This is a genomic window from Paenibacillus doosanensis (assembly GCF_025060755.1).
Classification (GTDB): domain Bacteria; phylum Bacillota; class Bacilli; order Paenibacillales; family NBRC-103111; genus Paenibacillus_S; species Paenibacillus_S doosanensis.
The window spans coordinates 1-18,325 of sequence record NZ_JANYUY010000089.1; the positions used below are offsets into that span (position 1 = coordinate 1).

17 protein-coding genes are annotated in these 18,325 nt (G+C 53.3%); 5 read left to right on the plus strand and 12 right to left on the minus strand.

What is annotated here, in order from left to right:
- Window positions 1-486: 486 nt before the first annotated feature.
- The 8 genes from N0M98_RS32775 to N0M98_RS32810 all read right to left on the minus strand — a co-directional run bounded on the left by N0M98_RS32775 (window position 487) and on the right by N0M98_RS32810 (window position 6,697).
- Window positions 487-1,671, minus strand: a complete 1,185-nt coding sequence (locus N0M98_RS32775) for an MFS transporter (protein WP_249862997.1) — start codon at window positions 1,669-1,671, stop codon at window positions 487-489.
- 59 nt (window positions 1,672-1,730) lie between these two features.
- Entirely contained in the window at window positions 1,731-2,285 is a 555-nt protein-coding gene (locus N0M98_RS32780; protein WP_249862996.1) for a MarR family winged helix-turn-helix transcriptional regulator, read from the minus strand.
- Between the two features lie 179 nt (window positions 2,286-2,464).
- Window positions 2,465-3,508: a dienelactone hydrolase family protein gene (locus N0M98_RS32785; RefSeq protein ID WP_259620403.1), complete on the minus strand. Its 1,044-nt coding sequence runs from the start codon at window positions 3,506-3,508 to the stop codon at window positions 2,465-2,467.
- A gap of 252 nt (window positions 3,509-3,760) precedes the next feature.
- Window positions 3,761-4,198, minus strand: a complete 438-nt coding sequence (locus N0M98_RS32790) for a hypothetical protein (RefSeq protein WP_259620404.1) — start codon at window positions 4,196-4,198, stop codon at window positions 3,761-3,763.
- Window positions 4,199-4,602: 404 nt separating this feature from the next.
- On the minus strand, window positions 4,603-4,884 hold the full coding sequence (locus tag N0M98_RS32795; protein ID WP_259620405.1) for a hypothetical protein: 282 nt from the start codon (window positions 4,882-4,884) through the stop codon (window positions 4,603-4,605).
- A 67-nt stretch (window positions 4,885-4,951) separates the two neighbouring features.
- Window positions 4,952-5,158 (minus strand): hypothetical protein, encoded by a 207-nt coding sequence (locus tag N0M98_RS32800; protein ID WP_259620406.1) that lies wholly within the window; start codon window positions 5,156-5,158, stop codon window positions 4,952-4,954.
- A 76-nt stretch (window positions 5,159-5,234) separates the two neighbouring features.
- The gene (locus N0M98_RS32805) at window positions 5,235-5,438 is read right to left on the minus strand and encodes a VOC family protein (protein ID WP_259620407.1); all 204 of its coding nucleotides are present in this window, start codon (window positions 5,436-5,438) and stop codon (window positions 5,235-5,237) included.
- Between the two features lie 368 nt (window positions 5,439-5,806).
- A complete protein-coding gene (locus tag N0M98_RS32810; RefSeq protein WP_249862984.1) occupies window positions 5,807-6,697 on the minus strand; it encodes a helix-turn-helix transcriptional regulator in 891 nt (296 codons plus the stop codon).
- Between the two features lie 211 nt (window positions 6,698-6,908).
- Between N0M98_RS32810 and N0M98_RS32815 the strand changes: the two genes are divergently transcribed.
- The 4 genes from N0M98_RS32815 (at window position 6,909) to N0M98_RS32830 (ending at window position 12,144) form a co-directional block, all read left to right on the plus strand.
- Window positions 6,909-8,246 carry an ABC transporter substrate-binding protein gene (locus N0M98_RS32815; protein WP_259620408.1) on the plus strand — a complete coding sequence of 446 codons (1,338 nt, stop codon included), beginning with the start codon at window positions 6,909-6,911 and terminating at the stop codon, window positions 8,244-8,246.
- Between the two features lie 75 nt (window positions 8,247-8,321).
- On the plus strand, window positions 8,322-9,284 hold the full coding sequence (locus N0M98_RS32820) for a carbohydrate ABC transporter permease (protein WP_375295588.1): 963 nt from the start codon (window positions 8,322-8,324) through the stop codon (window positions 9,282-9,284).
- A gap of 15 nt (window positions 9,285-9,299) precedes the next feature.
- Window positions 9,300-10,127 (plus strand): carbohydrate ABC transporter permease, encoded by an 828-nt coding sequence (locus tag N0M98_RS32825; protein ID WP_249862982.1) that lies wholly within the window; start codon window positions 9,300-9,302, stop codon window positions 10,125-10,127.
- Window positions 10,128-10,155: 28 nt separating this feature from the next.
- Entirely contained in the window at window positions 10,156-12,144 is a 1,989-nt protein-coding gene (locus N0M98_RS32830) for a glycoside hydrolase family 127 protein (RefSeq protein ID WP_259620409.1), read from the plus strand.
- Window positions 12,145-12,380: 236 nt separating this feature from the next.
- Here the strand turns inward: N0M98_RS32830 and N0M98_RS32835 are convergent, their stop codons facing one another.
- The 3 genes from N0M98_RS32835 to N0M98_RS32845 form a co-directional block, all read right to left on the minus strand.
- Window positions 12,381-13,499: a metallophosphoesterase gene (locus tag N0M98_RS32835; protein WP_259620410.1), complete on the minus strand. Its 1,119-nt coding sequence runs from the start codon at window positions 13,497-13,499 to the stop codon at window positions 12,381-12,383.
- Between the two features lie 163 nt (window positions 13,500-13,662).
- Window positions 13,663-14,193, minus strand: coding sequence for an orotate phosphoribosyltransferase (gene pyrE, locus N0M98_RS32840; RefSeq protein ID WP_259620415.1), 531 nt, complete (start codon window positions 14,191-14,193; stop codon window positions 13,663-13,665).
- A 259-nt stretch (window positions 14,194-14,452) separates the two neighbouring features.
- Window positions 14,453-16,126 carry a PucR family transcriptional regulator gene (locus N0M98_RS32845; protein WP_259620411.1) on the minus strand — a complete coding sequence of 558 codons (1,674 nt, stop codon included), beginning with the start codon at window positions 16,124-16,126 and terminating at the stop codon, window positions 14,453-14,455.
- A gap of 214 nt (window positions 16,127-16,340) precedes the next feature.
- Here N0M98_RS32845 and N0M98_RS32850 point away from each other — a divergent pair, with 214 nt between their 5' ends.
- The gene (locus N0M98_RS32850) at window positions 16,341-17,234 is read left to right on the plus strand and encodes an SDR family oxidoreductase (protein ID WP_259620412.1); all 894 of its coding nucleotides are present in this window, start codon (window positions 16,341-16,343) and stop codon (window positions 17,232-17,234) included.
- A 294-nt stretch (window positions 17,235-17,528) separates the two neighbouring features.
- Here the strand turns inward: N0M98_RS32850 and N0M98_RS32855 are convergent, their stop codons facing one another.
- Complete coding sequence (locus tag N0M98_RS32855) at window positions 17,529-18,191, minus strand: nitroreductase family protein (protein ID WP_259620413.1); 663 nt, start codon at window positions 18,189-18,191, stop codon at window positions 17,529-17,531.
- Window positions 18,192-18,325: the final 134 nt, after the last annotated feature.

The following is an 18,325-nucleotide window of genomic DNA, read 5'->3' on the forward strand; positions in this document are numbered from 1 at the left end:
CTAAATGATCTTCAGGGATCCAATCGCTCAAATACATCGGAAACAATTCACCTTGTTCCGTGGAGTAAGATTTAAATTTTGCCATAAACCACACACCCTTTTTTACCAGATAAACAGATTACAGTTACGTTTCGCGACGAAACTATGCTTTTCCTGTTTCGTCGGACAGACTCCTAGAAGGGTGGTGAAAAAGTCCGCTGCGGCGTCCATTTGATCCTCCAATCGCTGTTGAAATCGGATTCTTTGGATTATTTTCCTATTTTTCTATGGAGAGAATCCGTTTTCAAAGGCGATCGCTTACGCTTTTCCAGACTCAAATGGTCCCTCCGCTCTTTTTTCACCAGGCTTTTAAAAGGGGGTAAAAAACGCCGACTGTCGCATTTGGAAATCATATCCTCCATTTCTTTATATATGAAACGAAGCGTTTTGAAAAGAGTTTTCTTCCTCTATAATTTTTAGCGAAGCAAGCTTTTTCCCATATTGCAGCTATTGCTCCCGAATGAAGAATGCAGCCAGCAGACCGGCGCCCAGGACAAACGCAAGCATCGTAAACGTAAAAGCATAGCTTCCCGCGTTCATCAAAGCGATGGATAGCACCGGCCCCACGCTCGTTCCGGCAAAAAGAATAAACGTATACACCGACACCGCTATCCCGCGGGCCGCGCCCCCCAGGCGGCCTACAAGCGCGACCAATGACGGGACCGCAAGAGCGATGCCCGCTGCAAAAAGAACGCTCGTGCCCGCTATAAGCCATACTTGATGGAGCCAGCCCATAACGAGCAGCCCGATAACGGATATGAGCAGCCCTCCGAACAGCACGCTTCTGACGCGAAACTGTTTGGCCAGTCTTCCCGCAAAAGGTGAGACCATCATCCCGATAATCCCCAGCGACCGGATCGCCAAAATATGCCCGGCATCCAATCCAAAATCCGAACCGCTCAAATAGCTGCCTAACACCGTGTACATACTTACAAACGACATGAGCAGGACGAACGCGACGGAATAAGCCAGCAGAAGATTTTTCTGGCGGATGACCGGCCCGATTTGTTTCAAAGGCTCCAGGATGGAAGCTTGCGGGCGGATTATGTCGCCATTAGGCAGCAGCCTCAGCACCAGAACAAACGTCAGCGCATACACCGCCGCCAAAACATAAAATATCGCGCTCGCGCCGTAATGCGGGCTTATCATACCGCTGAGCACCTGACCGACGATACCGGCTACGAGAAAACCCGTACTAATAAACCCGATCGTCGTGACCCTCCTGCTCTCCGGAAACATCTCCACGGCATAAGCGAGCGCAACCGGAGAAAACGCCGCCGCTGCAGCACCTTGCAGCCCCCGAAGCGCCACGATCCATCCGAACCGGTCTACCGTTCCAAGCAGCAGGGAAATCAGCGCCAACGCCAGAAGCCCGAGCACAATGACCCGCTTGCGGCCGTATCGGTCCGACAAAGCTCCGTACGCCAAGCATCCTGCGGCAAAGCCTAACGAAAATACGCTTCCTGCGGCGGTCGCTTGCGAGGGCATCAGATCATATTTCTCCGCAAACAAAGGAATTAACGGGATCGTAACGTACAAGCTCGACATGACCGCCAAACCGGTCCAGCTTAAAATGACCGTCATCCGTGTATAAGGCCGACCGGCCTCCTCTTGCCTACTGTACTGCAGCATAAAGCACCTCATTTTCCGTTTATTGTAATTAGGCAATCTAACTATATGCGCAAAAAAATTTATCTTCCTGCGTCCAGCCGTTTCTCTATTGTATCGTTCAGCTTAAGCAGCACCTTCTCAAAAACCGCGCGTTCTTCCGGTTCCAGCACTTCCACCAGCGAAGCGCAGGTGCGCCAGAACGCCGGCAGCAGCCGTTCTACCAATTCCTTTCCCTCCGGCGTGATGCTGACATGGATCATCCGGCGGTCCTGGTCGCTCTGTTCGCGGGCAATCCATTGGCGCTTCTCCAGCCAATCCAGCAGAGCTGTGGCCGAAGCCCGGCGAATCCCCAAGCGGGCCGCGATCGCCGACGGCGTGATCATTCCCTTATCCTGGTGCAGTATTAACAGCAGCAGCAAATCCAGCTTGCTTTCGGTAATGCCGTAGGAAGCCAACTCCTCATCCATCACATCGAGAATATGATCGCTAAGCCAAAGCATGACAAGCCCCATATGCGCGGACTTCGCATCCGTCTCCGGCGCGGCCGTCCGTCCCATCAACTGTAAATAAGGCTCAACGCCCAGCCTGGGCAGCCGCTGATCTGTCGGTTGATCCTTGGACGTCTTTCTTCCCATATGTCCACCCTTTTGCCATATAATTAGATTATCTAACTATATTTAAATATAAACGCATCCTGCGCATTTTGCAAGGGGAATTATATGCTCTCAGGATACGGCAAACATGAGGAAAGCGGCGCATAGCACCCGATCGACCGTGTGCCAAGCGAAGTAACACGCGCCGCTCCCCGCTTCCATCACAACGCCTTCAGCGTATCGGCAAGCCAATCGAGCGCTTGGGCCCCGCTGACTTCATGCCCGCCTTCATGGATATGGCTGTCCAGCAAATGCTCGCAGCCGAGCTGCTTGTATAGAGCATTCAACTCGCGGATCGCTTCGCGCGCCGTCTCAACCGGATAAATTTTATCCTGCATCCCCGTCTCGATAAACAGCGGCCGCGGAGCGATTAACCCGAGGAAATCCGGCATTTCTCCGGCCTGAAGCAAACCGGGAATATAATTGCACAGACAATGTCGCACATGCAGTATGCTGCCGCGATACGTATTCGGATAGAGCCCGACCACCGACGCCCGAATGCGATCATCCAAAGCCGCCGACAGCGAGGCTACCGTTCCTCCGCCCGAGTACCCGATATTGCCGAGACGCTGCGAATCCACTTCAGGCCGGGTTATCATATAATCCGCCGTGCGCAGCGCCTCATACGCTCTTAAACCTGCCGTCGTCCTGCCGGTCATCAGCAGAGAGACCGACAGATTGTAGCATGAATTTTTGAGGTCGGGGTCGTTCAGCGCCACATCCCGTGCCAGCATCCGGCTGCCTATTCCCGCTTCATCCGGCGCGATCACCACAAGTCCCCTGCGAGCCAGCTCCAACGCAAGATTATCCCCGGGTTTTCCGGTAACCGGCGCCGGCGTGCCGTCAGGCAGCAGACCGACCATACGCTTGCCGCCATAGCCGTGGCCATGCCAGAGCAGCGCGGCGGGAAGACGCTCGCCAGGCCTAATATGCTTCGGAATGACGACATACGCCGGCATCCGCAGTCCGTCCAGCGTAGTAAATTCGACATGCTCGCGGATCACTTCATCCAGCTCCACCCGTTCGGTCACAACCGGATCGAGTCCCCCACCGTTCTCCGGCAGCGGAAACTCGCCAAGCAGCTGCTTCAGCCGTTCAATCAGCCGCGCCCTTTTCTCCTCCCATGTCTCGTCGCGACCAAGCGCCTCCCTGCTTTGCTGCAGCGTATCATACAGCCTGTCAAGATATCCGTCCGGATGTAACATACAAGCGGCCTCCTCGGCAATTTATTGTTGGTTGAGGTTGACTGACATGCAGTAAAATGATAACGTTTTCTCGCACGTATATAACATAACACACAAGAAATGGGCGTGCTAGATGATCGTAGATTTTTTCCGTGATCCGGCGCTTGCTTGGATGATAGTTTTCTGGGATATGGGCTTGATCCTGAAGAAACGCCCTCCCTCTCTTTGGCATAAGTTTTGAAGCCGATCCAGTTTCCTGATCGCTCAAACCGTTTATAGCAACCAACCTAATCGTTGTTCCTTGGACAGACTTGCCCATGTATTTTTCATAACCGGCTTTGCAATTATCCATTGCTTCCATATCTCCAGCGCTTCAGACGGTGGTCCGCCGTGAAGGGCACCGGAGACACTCATAGTGATTTTTTCCTGCGATGTTATATCATGATAAAAAGAAATTGGCTTTTCTGGGGTGAAATAATAAGACCCCCTAGGATCGCCACCTTGTCCCAGTATGCTAAAATGCATCCCAAATATTTTGAGCCTTGCAGACTTACAATGCTGAACAAATGCCTCATCAAACCTCAATCCAGATAAAGTTATTTCATGAAAGTGCTTCTCTCGACTTGCATAATAATCCAAAAAACCTATAATATCCTCGCAATATCCGATAACCAAACCGCTTTCATCGTCGCGTATTGAATATTTATCCATAAAATGAAGCTCCTGCATCAAATTTTCGTTATGATGACTTGCCAATTCATAGCTTGCATGGAAGCTACTCTTGACGATTGTTTTCATTTCGCAGTAAAATCATCACGATCACGTTCATTACTAATTTCCGGGCGTATTTATGCTCATTATTTATTTCAAATACTCTATTAGCCCATTGCATAAAACCCCCAGGTTTAACTTAGTCTCCAATTGGTCATTATTTATCGATAGCGATTGTTGATAGTATGATTTTGCAGTCTCAAATTCGCCATTCTGGCAAGAATAAACACCTAAATAATAGAATACATCTTCACACCCAGGATTCATTTCTCGAGCTCGTTCAAAACAAAGCAGTGCATTCTCAAATTCTCCATTTATTGCAAATCAACTTGCTCATTCAGAAATTAATCGTTGAACTTTGCCATTAATTTCTCAATAATTTTTTTCGTCTTATTCTTTCCATATTTATTATATAAGCTTAATATATGTTCATCGATTTCCCAGTCATATAGCTTAATTTCGTTTTCTACCATTTTCAATTCTTCGATTATACTTTTTCCAATATTTTCATTTTCAGAGGTTTCGAATAAGTCTATGAGTTCCTCAACACTAAACGTCCCTCCTGCGTTGATTCCTTCCAAATATTCTTTAAAAAAGTAGTGTATCGCTTGAAAATTTTTATTCATACCATTCCCTCTTCACTGTGATTAGATCGGCAGCTATCAGAGTACCTTGATAGAATGAGTTTGAAATTTAGATGTACTTAAGGGTCCCCTGACTTAATCTCATAAAATAATCTTCTTCCATGCTTTGTGTATAGAGTTCGATAACATTATCCTCTGTATCCTTAAAATACACTCTTTTGTGAATGCCTCTATTTACAATTTTTTTGTCTATACCATTGTCATTTAGGACAGTAGTTGCCTGTTCCATTTCGTTAATTCCAACGATTAATGCCATGAATTCCACCTTCATCAGTCCATGAAGAAATTGAGGATTCTTTTTCAATCCGCTCTTCCTTGTTAAACTTACGTGGTTACCATAACCCCAATCTTGTGGGTCCACCAATATATAACCAAGTAGCCCATATTTCATTTGCACCTTCTGTAAACTGACCGTTATTATATCCCCATTCTTGAACTATAAGGAATCCTATCTTGCCTGACCAAAATTCAACTGCACGCTTCATATCATTTACTTCTAAGGCGATTTCAGACGCACCCTGAGATATAATTTTCACAGAAGCTCCCCGCCTTCTCGAAATAAAGAGGTACCTACACAGATATTCAAAGGTCCCTGTTCTAAATGTAAATTTATCTTAAAACACAAAAAAAGGGCAACTTTTATTATAAGATTGCAGGCCAAGATCGCTTGGCTGAAGCCGGTCAAGTTATCCGCGCAAACGAGGAGAGTATCTTGTACGCTACCTAAACATCAATTGCACAGTTTAACGGCCTATCTCTATGTGATGTTGCAGATGCTAGTTGCACTGGCTATTATGCCTGACTACATTCCGCCTTATTATTAAACTATCTATACTCCCCCGCGCTCTTCGGTAACTTCCACCTCCTCGATTTCCTCCATCCAAACTACGGAATCGTCCACCTACTAATGATTGTTCATATGGATTTTGTAAAAGGCTTGGCGGTACTCGGTCGGGGTCATGTTCTCGTATTTTTTGAACAGCCGCATGAAATATTTCTCGTCCCGGAAGCCGACGAATTCGGCGACGTCCTTGATGCTTTGCGAGCTGCGCGTGAGCAGCTCCTTCGCTTTGGACATTTTCATCAAATGGATGTACTCCTGCAAATGAAACCCCGTCCTCTTCTTGAAGAAGCGCGACAAGTAATCTTTGTTGTAGGTGAATTTCTCCGCGACGTCGCTGACGGATATATCTTCTCTCATATGTACGCGAATCCATTCGATCATTTCGGAGATGATTTTGTCCCCTTGCGGCAGCTTGGAGGAATTGTAGTAATCTTTGATCATTTGCTCGGACAGCTCGATCAGCAAGGATGTGGCGATGTAGTGGGCGGCCTGCCGCGTGTAGTAGTTGGAATTGACGACATGCTGCAGCTGCTGGAACAGGATGTTCACCCGCTCCACCCGGGACGGCGCGTAGAAGAGCGGGATGTACGCTTCGGAGAACATTTTGGCGGAATCCGGTTTGTTGAGCTTGGACAGCTCCTCGGATAACTGATGCTCGTCGAGCAGCGCATATTCGCGGTCGGCCGTGAAATGAAACCAATAAAACGAAATGCCGCTCTCGCACATCCGGTACCCCTGATGCATTTGTCCGGGCAGGATCAGAAGCACGTCGCCGGGCTTCACCTCGTACTCCGCCTGGCCTTGCGATATGTACAGGCACCCGCTGATCCCGATAATGATCTCGAAGGAATCTACGATTCTTCGGGAATGCGTCCAGGGAACGTCGGAGACGAACAGGCCTCCCGACACAAACTCCGCGGGCTTTTCAATATTGATTTTCAAATAGTTCACCCGTAATTCCCTCCTTCAAGGATTTTGTCAAAATGGATCGAATCATGGAAGCGCTTTTATATAAATCGAATTTGTCTACCTAATGTGAGTGTCCCGCTACTTACAAGTCTTCGTTCCGATGCTAAGATAGGATTATAGACGAACTAAGGATACCCGCATCAAGCAATCGATGTTTGCCTTCACTACATTTTTTTGAAGGAGGGTCTGTTCATTGAAAAAGCTGCGAATGGCTTCTGCGGTTTTGGCAAGCTCGCTATTGTTTACAGCATGCTCTAACTCGAATGCAGGCACCGGCGGCAGCTCCGCCGATAAGGGGGCGGCTCCGTCGAAAGGAGCGGATGGAGAAACGGTGACCTTGAAGTTTATGGGCTGGGAAGCCAGTCCCCTGGAAACCCAATCCGTCAAAAAAGGGCTGGAGCAGTTTATGAGCCAGCATCCGAACATTAAGGTCGACTACCAGCCCGTGCCCAACACGCAATATCCGCAAAAATTGCTGACGATGCTCGCCGGCAACGCCGCACCCGACGTCTTCTTCCTCGGCGCTACGGAATACCGTGCCTTTCAGAAACGGAATGTGCTGCTGGATTTGACCGACAATTTCAACAAGGACATGTCGCTGGACGACTTCGTCCCCTCCTCCGCCCAGATCATGAGCATCGGCGGCAAAATTTACGGCGTGAGCAGTTGTATCGTGTCCCCTGTACTTTACTACAACAAGGACGTATTTGACAAAGCGAAGATTGCGTATCCTCCGAGCGATCCGAACAAAGCCTGGACGTGGAGCCAATTTGTCGACGCCGCCAAGAAGCTGACGGTCCGTGAAGGCGATAAGGTCGCGCAGTACGGGGCGTTTGGCTTCGAAAACTTTTATGTGGGCACAGCAGAAATTTTATCCAACGGCGGCAGTTTGTTCAACAAGGATTATAACAAAATGAACATCAACACCCCTGAAGTGAAACAGGTGATGCAGAGCATCTTCGACCTCCGGGTCAAGGACGGCGCCTCGCCGACGGCCAAGACGCTGGAGAGCGTAGGAATGAAAGCGAACCAGATGCTGCAGACCGGCAAAGTCGCGATGGTGGCCGACGGCTCCTGGGCGCTTCAAGAGCTCGCGACGATGGGCTTCCCGATCGGGGTAGCCGCCCTTCCGACCTTCAAGGAAGCCAAAACGACAGGTCAGGCGCACGTGCACGCCGCTTCCGCCAAAACCGCCCATCCCAAGGAAGCTTGGGAACTGCTGAAGTTTTTGTCTTCCGAGGATTACCAGATCGCCAATATTAAAGAAGGGCTGTGGATGCCGAACCGCAAATCGCTGTACACCGAGGATGGCATCAAAAAATGGTTTAACGACAAAGTCCATCCGGCCGGCTTTAAAGAGCTGATCCCCTACTTCGCCAACGCGGATGCGTATCCCTTCCCGATGATCACTCAAAATAAAGTCAATGACATCATCACGGAAGAAACGGATAAGCTGTGGTATTCCGGCCAAAGCGTCGACGATACGTTGAAAAATATCGAGACGCGCTCCAACGCCGAGCTCGCCAAATAACCCGAACCGCAGAGCCTCCTTACCTGAGTACGGTAACGGAACGCTCTAGGAGGCCTAAGAGGAAAGAGGTGATTTTTGTTGATGAATGCTCCCGATCATTCCGGTCCGGCCGGAGCGGAAGCCGTACGTCCCGCAATCGGCCGGGCCGGTCTCGCCAAGACGCTGCGCAAATGGTTTCAGAAGGACGGCGCATGGGCGCTGCTGCTCCTGCTGCCGAATATATTGGGATTTCTCGCTTTTACGCTGATTCCGGTGCTCGGCTCCTTCCTGCTCAGCTTCACGTCCTGGGATATGCTCTCGCCCATCGAATGGGTCGGCACGGATAATTACGTCAACCTGATCAAGGACGAGACGTTCGTCAAAGTATTCTGGAATACGATCTACTTTGCGGGAGTTTCAGTGCCTCTCGGCATGGTCATCTCGCTGCTGCTTGCCGTTGCGCTCGACCGAAACATCCGGTTCAAGAAGTTTTACCGGGCGGCGTACTTTCTTCCCGTCGTCTCGTCGATGGTAGCGGTGGCCGTCGTATGGCAGTTCATCTACAATCCGGAATACGGATTGCTGAACTACTTTCTCGGGCTGGTCGGCATCCATGGGCCGAACTGGCTGACCAGCACCGCTTGGGCGATGCCCGCCGTCATCCTGACGAGCATATGGAAGAACGCAGGCTTTAACATGCTCATCTTCCTCGCCGGTTTGCAAGGCATCTCCGAGAGCTACTACGAGGCAGCCGAGCTGGACGGGGCAGGCAAGCTCCATCAATTTCTTTATGTGACGATTCCGCTGCTGTCTCCGACGACGTTTTTTGTTACGGTGATGTCGTTTATCGGCTCGTTTCAAGTATTCGACACGGTTTTCCTGATGACGCAGGGCGGCCCGGCTCGTTCTACCTCCGTCATCGTCCATTATTTATACGAGAACGCCTTTAAATATTTCAACATGGGCTATGCCAGCGCAATGGCTTACGTTCTGTTCTTCATGGTGTTTATCGTAACGCTCGTTCAGTTCTGGTACCAAAAAAAGTGGAGCGTCTACTAAAGGAGGGAGCTTGCGATGAAAAAGCAGACCGCGCTGAACTTAACCGCCCACTTGATTCTGATGGCCGGAGCGGTATCCATGATCCTTCCTTTCCTGTGGACGGTAAGCACCTCCCTGAAGCAGCTGAGCGAAGTGTTCGTGTTCCCGCCCAAGCCGTTCGGTCAAGAGCTCCGCTGGGACAATTATTGGCATATTGCCGACCGCTTTCCGTTCGGCGTTTACTTTCTGAACAGCTTGAAAATTACCGTCATCATCGTGATCGCGCAGCTGATTACGAGCTCCATGGCCGGCTTTGTCTTTGCCAGACTGCGGTTCAAGGGCCGCGATACGCTGTTCGCTCTGTATCTCGCTACGATGATGGTGCCGGCGCAGGTGATGATGATCCCGAATTTTATCGTGATGCGGCATTACAATCTGGTCGACACCCACTGGTCGCTGGTCCTCCCTGCGCTGGTGTCCGCCTTCGGCACGTTTTTGCTGCGCCAGTTTTTCATGACCGTGCCCGCCGCCCTGGAGGACGCCGCCAAAATGGACGGCTGCACGCCGTTCGGCATGTATTGGCGGATCTTCGTTCCGCTGTCCCAGCCTGCCATGGCTACGCTCGGCGTCTTCGTCTTCATGGGCTCATGGAACGATTTTCTGGCGCCGCTGGTTTATATTAATTCGCAGGAAAAAATGACCCTACCGCTGGGTCTCGCCTCCATGCAGGGCATGTATTCCACCGATTGGCCGGTGCTGATGGCCGGTACCGTGATCACGATGATTCCGCTGATCGTCATCTTTTTGCTGGCGCAGGATTTCTTTATTAAAGGCGTGACGTTATCCGGTCTCAAAGGCGAGTAAATTTATTTGCGAAAGGACGATCCTATTCATGGAAAAAACAACCAAACCGCTCAAAACCTTTATGAAGCCCGCTTCCCTCAAGCAGGTGCGCATGACCGATACGTTCTGGTCCTCCCGGCAGCGCAATGTAACGGAAACGGTAGTTCCTTACCAATGGGACGCCTTGAACGACGCCATTCCGGGCGCCGAGCCGAGCCATACGATCGAAAACTTCCGGCTGGCGGCCAAGGAAGCGGAGGGCGAATATTACGGCATGGTGTTCCAGGACAGCGACCTCGGCAAATGGCTGGAGACGGTCGGGTTCGTGCTCTCCACCCAACCGGACCCGCAGCTGGAGCGGATCGCCGACGAAGTGATCGACCTTCTGGGACGCGCGCAGCAGCCCGACGGTTATCTTAACACCTACTATACCGTCAAGGAGCCCGGCAAACGGTGGACGAATCTCCGCGATAATCATGAGCTTTACTGCGCGGGACATTTGATGGAAGCGGCCGTCTCCTATTACGAGGCGACGGGCAAGCGCAAGTTTCTCGATATTATGAGCCGATATGCCGACTATATCGCCGAGGTGTTCGGCAGGGATGACGGCCAGAAGCGGGGATATGACGGGCATCCCGAAATCGAGCTGGCGCTGATTAAGCTGGCGCGCGCCACGGGCAATGACGCCTATATGGAGCTCAGCAAGTTTTTCGTTGACGAGCGCGGACAGCAGCCGCATTTCTTCGATCTCGAAGCCGACGAGCGCATCGCCGCCGGGGACTTGAGACGGGACACGCCGGGTCAGAAAAAGCGGTTGTACGATTACTTCCAGGCGCACCTGCCGGTACGCGAGCAGCGGACGGCGGAAGGTCATTCCGTGCGGGCCGTCTATCTGTACAGCGCGATGGCGGAGCTGGCGGCGCAGTACGGCGACGAACAGCTGATGAACGCCTGCAAGGAGCTGTGGCAGGATACGGTCCGCCGCAAAATGTACGTCACCGGCGGGATCGGCTCCTCCGCGTTCGAGGAACGGTTCACCGTGCCGTTCGATCTGCCCAACGACCGCGCCTACACGGAGACATGCGCCGCTATCGGCCTGATGTTCTGGGCGCAGCGCATGCTGCAAATCGAAAAAGACCGGCAGTATACCGACGTCATGGAGCTGGCTCTGTTCAACGGTGTCATGAGCGGCATCTCGCTCGACGGCAAAAGCTACTTCTACGTCAATCCGCTGGAGGTATGGCCGAGCGCGGCCGATTTCCGCAATGACATGAAATCGGTCAAGGTGACGAGGCAGCCTTGGTTCGGCTGCGCCTGCTGCCCGCCTAACATCGCCCGGCTGATTGCTTCGCTGGGGCAGTATCTATATTCGCAGCAGGAGGACGGCGGCGAAATCTATGTTCACCTGTATGCGGGAAGCGAGTTCGAGGCCGAAGTGAACGGTAACCAAGTACGTCTGTCGCAGCAAACGAACTATCCGTGGGACGGACAGGTGACTCTGGAGGTGACTCCGGCGGAGCCCGGCGAATTCACGGTGGCGCTGCGCATCCCCGGCTGGTGCAGGCAGGCGGCCATCCGCGTAGACGGCCAGGAGGCCGACGCTGCCGCTCACGATAACGGATACGTCAAGCTGCGCAGAGTATGGCAGCCCGGCGTCCGCATCGAGCTCTCGCTCGATATGCCGGTGGAGCGGATGTATTCGAGCCCTCTCGTCCCGGCAAATGCGGGCAAAGCGGCCCTGCAGCGCGGCCCCGTCGTATACTGCCTCGAAGAGGCCGACAACGGAGCCAACCTGCACGATATTGCGATTGCGGCCGATGCCGAATTCGACGTCCATTTCGACGAGAAGCTGCTGGGCGGCGTGGCCGTCTTGAGCGGTATCGGAACGCGCAGCGTTGTGCCGGCGGAGAGCGGTCAAGCGCTCTATACGACGCAAAGCTACAGCCGCACGGCCGTCCCTATTACGGCGATTCCTTATTTCGCCTGGAGCAACCGGTCACGCGGAGAGATGACCGTCTGGATCAGGGAGAACGGTTAAGCGGCGGTTACCTCCTTTATGCCCTGCGGGTCAAGGGATGTCTTACTGTCACATCCAAAGGCTGCTTGCGGAAAATCGGCATAAAAAGCATCTGCCGCTGTCGCGTCCAATAGATGCCAATCGGCTTCATTCCGCTGCACGATGCAAAATGACCGCATACAAAGAGCGAGGTCCCCTTCCGGAGACCTCGTTCTTTAATATTTTTTCACAGGATAGAAAATCGTAGAGGCAATCATTCAATCAAACCGAATCACAAGCTCAACGATTTCCGACCGGCTCGCCAGCCGGATCGGCGGTCCCCAGCTGCCGAAGCCCGACGAGACGACGACATGCATCGCCTCTTTGCGCATATAACCCCAATCCAGCTCGAACAGCCTGCGGGTAATCCAATGGTTCGGGGCGAATTGCCCGCGGTGCGTATGTCCGCATAACAGCACGTCAACCCCGGCAGCCGCCGTTTGGGCGAACTGGTACGGCTGGTGATCCATCATAATAATCGGACGTGAAGAATCGGCGTCCTTCAACAGCTCGGCGGCGCTCAGCCTGCCCGAGCCGCCCGATCTTTCCGCGGTTCTGTCTTTGCGCCCGGCGATAAGGACGGCATCCTGAACGCCGACTGTCTCGTCCCTCAACACCTTGATGCCGATAGCCTCCATCTGCTTCACATATTCCTCGATATGGCCGCCGTAGTACTCATGGTTGCCGAGCACGGCATACGTGCCGAGCGGCGCCTTCAGCCGCCGCATCACTTCGGACATGCCGTTGCGGATATACGGCTCGATCGAGTCGTCGATCACATCGCCCGGCAGCAGAATAAGATCCGGCTTGGTGTTTTCCGCATGCTTCACCAGCTTGCTTAAATGCCGCTTGCCGACGATATTGCCGAGGTGAATGTCCGAAGCCACCATCACCCGCAATTCCTTCATGCCGCGGACTTGCTTGTTCACCTCAAGCTCGTACTTCCGCACCACCGGAGTCCAAGCGTTCCATGAGCCGCGCAGCAGTAAAATAACGAGAACGGCGGCTGCTCCCCATGCAAGAACGGGAATATATACGCCCGGCTCCGCACCCGCCAGCTTGCACGCCAAAGCGATCAAATCGGCGGCGATCAGCAGCAGGAAAGCGAATTCCATCACGGCAAAGTAATAAGAGCCGATCACTTTGAGCAGCCGTCCGAGCGGCCCCTTCAATAAGCGCGACCTGCCGATCAAGTAGGAGAAGACAAGGACCGCAAATAACACCCAATACAGCGTCATAGGAAACGCTGCGCCGTAATGCGCCAGAAGAAAAGCGCCGTGCCCGCCGATATAACCGTTGATAAGAACAAAAAGCAGCAGTACTGGAATAAAATTCATCTGTCCCCGGTTCCTCCGTCATGTCCATTTCCAACATTATATTACGTTCCGGCACCGGTTCTCAACTGCTGCGTCCGGCGAATGCCTCCCTCCCCTCGCGCAAGAGCGGCAAAGGCGGAAAATTGCTTTTCCATTTCTCCCCTTGCGTCAGCATATTATCGTATTAACGTGCGTTCGGCAGCGGCAGCTCCTCCATCCGAAACAGCGATCTGAGTTCCAGCCCCTCGTTTCCAAGGTTAATTCTTCCTTGGAGGTCCCGTTCAATGACGCAGAGCACATGCTTCACTTCGGCTCCCAAAGCGGCCAAGTCGCTGCGGCTGAGCAGGATTTGCCCTCCCGTCGTCACGACGTCTTCAATGATGCATACGTTTTTCCCTTGGACGGCTGCGCCTTCCGCCAGCTTACAGGTTCCGTAATCTTTGGCCGCTTTTCTTACGAACGCCGCCGGCAGCCCGGTCCGCAGCGAGAGCGCCGCCGCAATAGGAACGCCGCCCAGCTCCAGCCCGGCAAGCACTTCGGTTCCTGCCGGAATCATCGCGGCCAATTGCTCCGCAATAACCGAGAGCAGCTTCGGGTCCGATTCGAATTGAAACTTGTCGAAATAATGATCCGCCGTGCGTCCCGACCTTAACCGGAATGTTCCCGTTACATATGCGGCCTCCACCATCGCTTCAGCCAGCTTGTTCTTCTCCATCATGCGATCCCTCCGTTTTTTTAGCGCCGTGCGATGCGGTCATGCGCGGCCTGCGGTCATTAAGGCTTCCGCTCGTCATTGCAGCCGGCGTCCGGCCGCAAAGGCGTCCGCGATGCCGCCCCGTCTCCAGCCCAGCTCTTTCGCTCACTGTGTCACCGCGCTTTTCAATCCTTTTGCATCATACCAGCCGTCAAGCGCTCTTGAATATGTCGATAAGGACAAAAAAAATACCGACTATTTGTCGGTATGGACAGTTCAATTATTCCGATTGCAAATAATGATATATTTTCAGTCCCATATGAAGCAGCAGCCTTTCCTCCGCGTCATGCACGCGGCAGCCGGTCAATTGAGCGATTTTATCCAGCCGGTATTTGATCGTATTGACGTGAATGTACAGCTTCTCCGCGGTGTCGGCCAAGGAGCCGTTACAGGCAAAAAACTCGGATAACGTTTCCGCCAGCCGGCCGCTGTGCATCCGGTCATATTGAACGAGCGGGCCTATCGTTTCCTCGTACAGCCGCTTCAGTTCTTCTTCGTGATAGAGCGGATGGAGCAAGCGGTACACGCCCAAATCTCCGTAATATACGCAGCCTTCCTCCGCCTGGGATTTAGAACCTAGCCGAACCGCTTTCACGGCCTCCCGGTAGCCTTGGCGGATTCCTTCCAGCCCCTCGTAACTTCGGCCGATGCCAACAACGCATCTTTGAGCCTCGAACTCATCCGTCAGGCTGGCGCGAAGAGCTTGCGCGATGTCCATCCGTCTCTGTTTCCCCGCCCCTCGAGCATCCGGGCCTGCCTGCTCCGTCCCGGCCTCAGGCTGAGGAATCAGCAGTACCATCGCATGTTGGACAAAGGCGATCTCCGGCTTGCGCGAGCTGCGGCGCAGCACTGCCTCTTCGGCCCTGCGGATCGCCTTGCGTCTGCGCTCCGGGCTCCAGGCTTCTTCGTGCCCGACTCCCGAGGCGTTCTCTTCCGCGCTCCCGTGCCGCTCCTGCATCACCACGCAGAGAACGTCGAAGCTGCCCCGCAAGTGAAGTCCCAGCCGCTCCGCCTTGCGCAGCGTCTCCTCTCCGCCTGTCCATTCCGAGGTCAGCAGCTCGGTTAAGATGTCGTTTCTGAGCATATACTGCTGCTCGGCCCGGGTCAGCACCTTATAACATTTCAGAGCCATATACAGCATCATCCGGTCCAGCATTCGCACATCGCTCTCGACAAGCGCCCTCGCCGTAACCCAGCACGTCATCTCGCCGAGCAGCTCGTCATGCAGCAGCAGCGGCGTAACAATGCAGTCGGTGAGCCGGCCGTCGAGCATTCTTTGCATCCGCAGCGGCCGCTTCACCGCCTTCAGCTCGCGGTTCTGGGCGCGGGTGAGCGGAGCCGCCTCCAGCCCTTGCGTCAGCTCCAGCTCGGGAAGATCCGAGCCGATCGTCACCCTGTTTCCGATCATATGCTCCAGCGCCCGCACCAAAGCGGGGATTCCGCTTCCTCCGAGCGCCAGCTCCTTCATCCATTGCGAGAACGCTTCGAGCTGTTCTCCGCCTTCTTTGCGCTGTAATATCGCGGTCATTAGCGGAGTCATGATATCCAGATACGACACCTCGGGAGCAATCTCGATAATAGGCAGACCCAGCCGGTCTCCCGCTTCCAGAATCGGGGCGGGGATGGCGTTCGCATATTGCCCGGTCTTCACCGCCAGCGCCGCGCAGCCGATCGCATCGAGCTGCTCCGCCAAACTGTGAATCGCTTCCTCATCGTCCTTGATCGGGTAGAGGCTGGTCAGCAGCAGAACGTTTTTTTGCAGCCAGCGGACCACATCGGGAACCTCCATCACAGCGACCGAATCGATAATCCGGTCCAGACCGTCCTTACCGGCAGCCGCTGTACAGCGGGCGAGCCCTCCGATTTGCATAGCTTCTCTGACGGTGATGGTCACAGACGCTCCTCCTTCAAGCCGGAATACAATATTTTCAAGCTATGCTTTATAACGTATCCGCGCATTCGCCTCCTATCATAGTACAATTCACGACGGCCAACAATGGCGGCGCAAAAAAATAAATAAACACGATTGACAGATAACTAAAATGCGCATATGATGTAAATGAATAATTCATTCAATTTATATCCGCAAATATAGGAGGCGTTTTTTTATGCAAATTCAAAATAAACCATGGTCCATCCAAGGAAAATATGTCGTCATTACGGGAGCAACCAGCGGCATCGGTCTGGCTGCAGCCAAAGAGCTGGCTAAACGAGGCGCCCATCTGGGGATCATCGCCCGCAATCCGGATAAAGCCGCTAAGACGGCCGCACTGCTGCGGCAAATAGCCGGCAGCGATAGTATGGTAGACATCTTTCTTGCCGACATGTCCTCTCAGCAGTCCATCCGCCAGGCCGCCGAAGCTCTGCTCTCCAGTTGGCCGCAGATCGACGTGTTGATCAACAACGCCGGAGCCATGTTTATGGAGCGCAAGCTCACGGAAGACGGAATGGAGATGACCTGGGCCGTCAATCATTTGGCTCCCTTTCTGCTGACCACGCTGCTTATCGATCGATTGAAACAAAGCGGCGGACGCATCATCACCACCGCCTCCTACGGGCACAAAATGGCCAAAGAAGGCATCCGCTTCGATGATCTCACCGCCGAGCGCTGCTACAGCCTCCCCCATCGACTGCTTCTTGGAGCGAGCGTTCGTTATGCCGAAACGAAGCTGGCCAATATTTTGTTCACCTCGGAGCTGGCTAAACGGCTGCAAGGAACCGGAGCGACAGCCCACTGCTTCAACCCGGGGCTAGTATCGACCAACTTTAATCAAGGCAACGGATGGGCCGCCCAGCTGACCATGGCTATAATGAAGCTGTATTCGCGACCGCCGGAGAAAGGCGCCGAAACCTTGGTCTGGCTCGCCGATTCCGACGAAATCAGCGGTCAAAGCGGTCATTACTATACGGATAAGCAGATCGACGTGCCTAAACCTCACGCTCAAGACAGCGAGACCGCCAAACGTCTGTGGGAAGTCAGCCTGGAGCAAATTCAGTCATAAGCCCGGCCGATTCCCGACATCCGAAATCGGTTCATCCTCATCATGGTGTCTGCCGCTGCGTGCAGCATAACAGGCCTCCTGACGCTGTACATGCTCCGTACTGACAAAAACAACGCTTCGATCAGCATGCTGATGTTTTCTACGCTCGTATTGGCCGGATCGACATTGGCAATCTTGCGGTTTTATGGATGCTGCGGCGAAAAAGAAGCGCCCGCTCCGGTTCCTTCCAATGAGCTGCGGCAAAAAAAGACCTTCGAAATCCGCTGCAATCGCATCGGTTCGAAGGTCTTGGGGTTAGTCGTTAGCAGGCATTTCGTTGAAGAAGGTGATGTCGTCGATCGGCAGCCGCGTCGTCGGATGTCCCGGTTCGGCAGCTTTGCCGAGCGCAATCAGCATGATCGGGATGTAGCGGTCGCTGATGCCGAAGGCTTCTTTCAGCTTGGCTGCGTCGTAGCCGCCCATCGGAACCGTGTCGTAGCCGTGCGCGCGCGCCACCAGCATCAGCTGCTGGGAGACGATACCGCCGTCGGTATGAATGATTTTATGCAAAATCTCTTTGGGCAGCGCGCCGTACATGCTGATCGTTCTTTCCGCGAACGATTGGGCCCGGTCTTCCGGCATAAAGCCGCGTCTCGCCGCTTCTCCGTAAACTTCGTCGGCTTTTTTATAGCCTTCCGTATCGCCGAGCACTGCGATGACCGCCGCCGCTTCAGTTACCTGAGACTGGTTGAAGGCGATCGGCAGCAGCTTTGCTTTCAGCTCTTCCGTCTCGATAACGAGGAACCGCCAAGGCTGAACGTTGGAGGAGGAAGGGGCCAGCGCCGCTTCCTGCAGCAGTTCCTTAATTTGTTCGTGGGTCAGGCGAACCGACGGGTCATAATGGCGCACCGAGCGGCGCTCGCGAACAACATCCGTGAATAGCGGGGAACTTGCCCCGATTTGAGTAGAAGTTGACATTGTAAATCCTCCTCGTATAGTATTTCTAGAACCAAGTTTTAAGCCGATTTCCAGTTCCCATGGGAACTGGCCGCAAACTTTTCGATTTCCAGTAAATCGCACCTTGAAAATTGCAAAAGGGACTGGACTTTCCC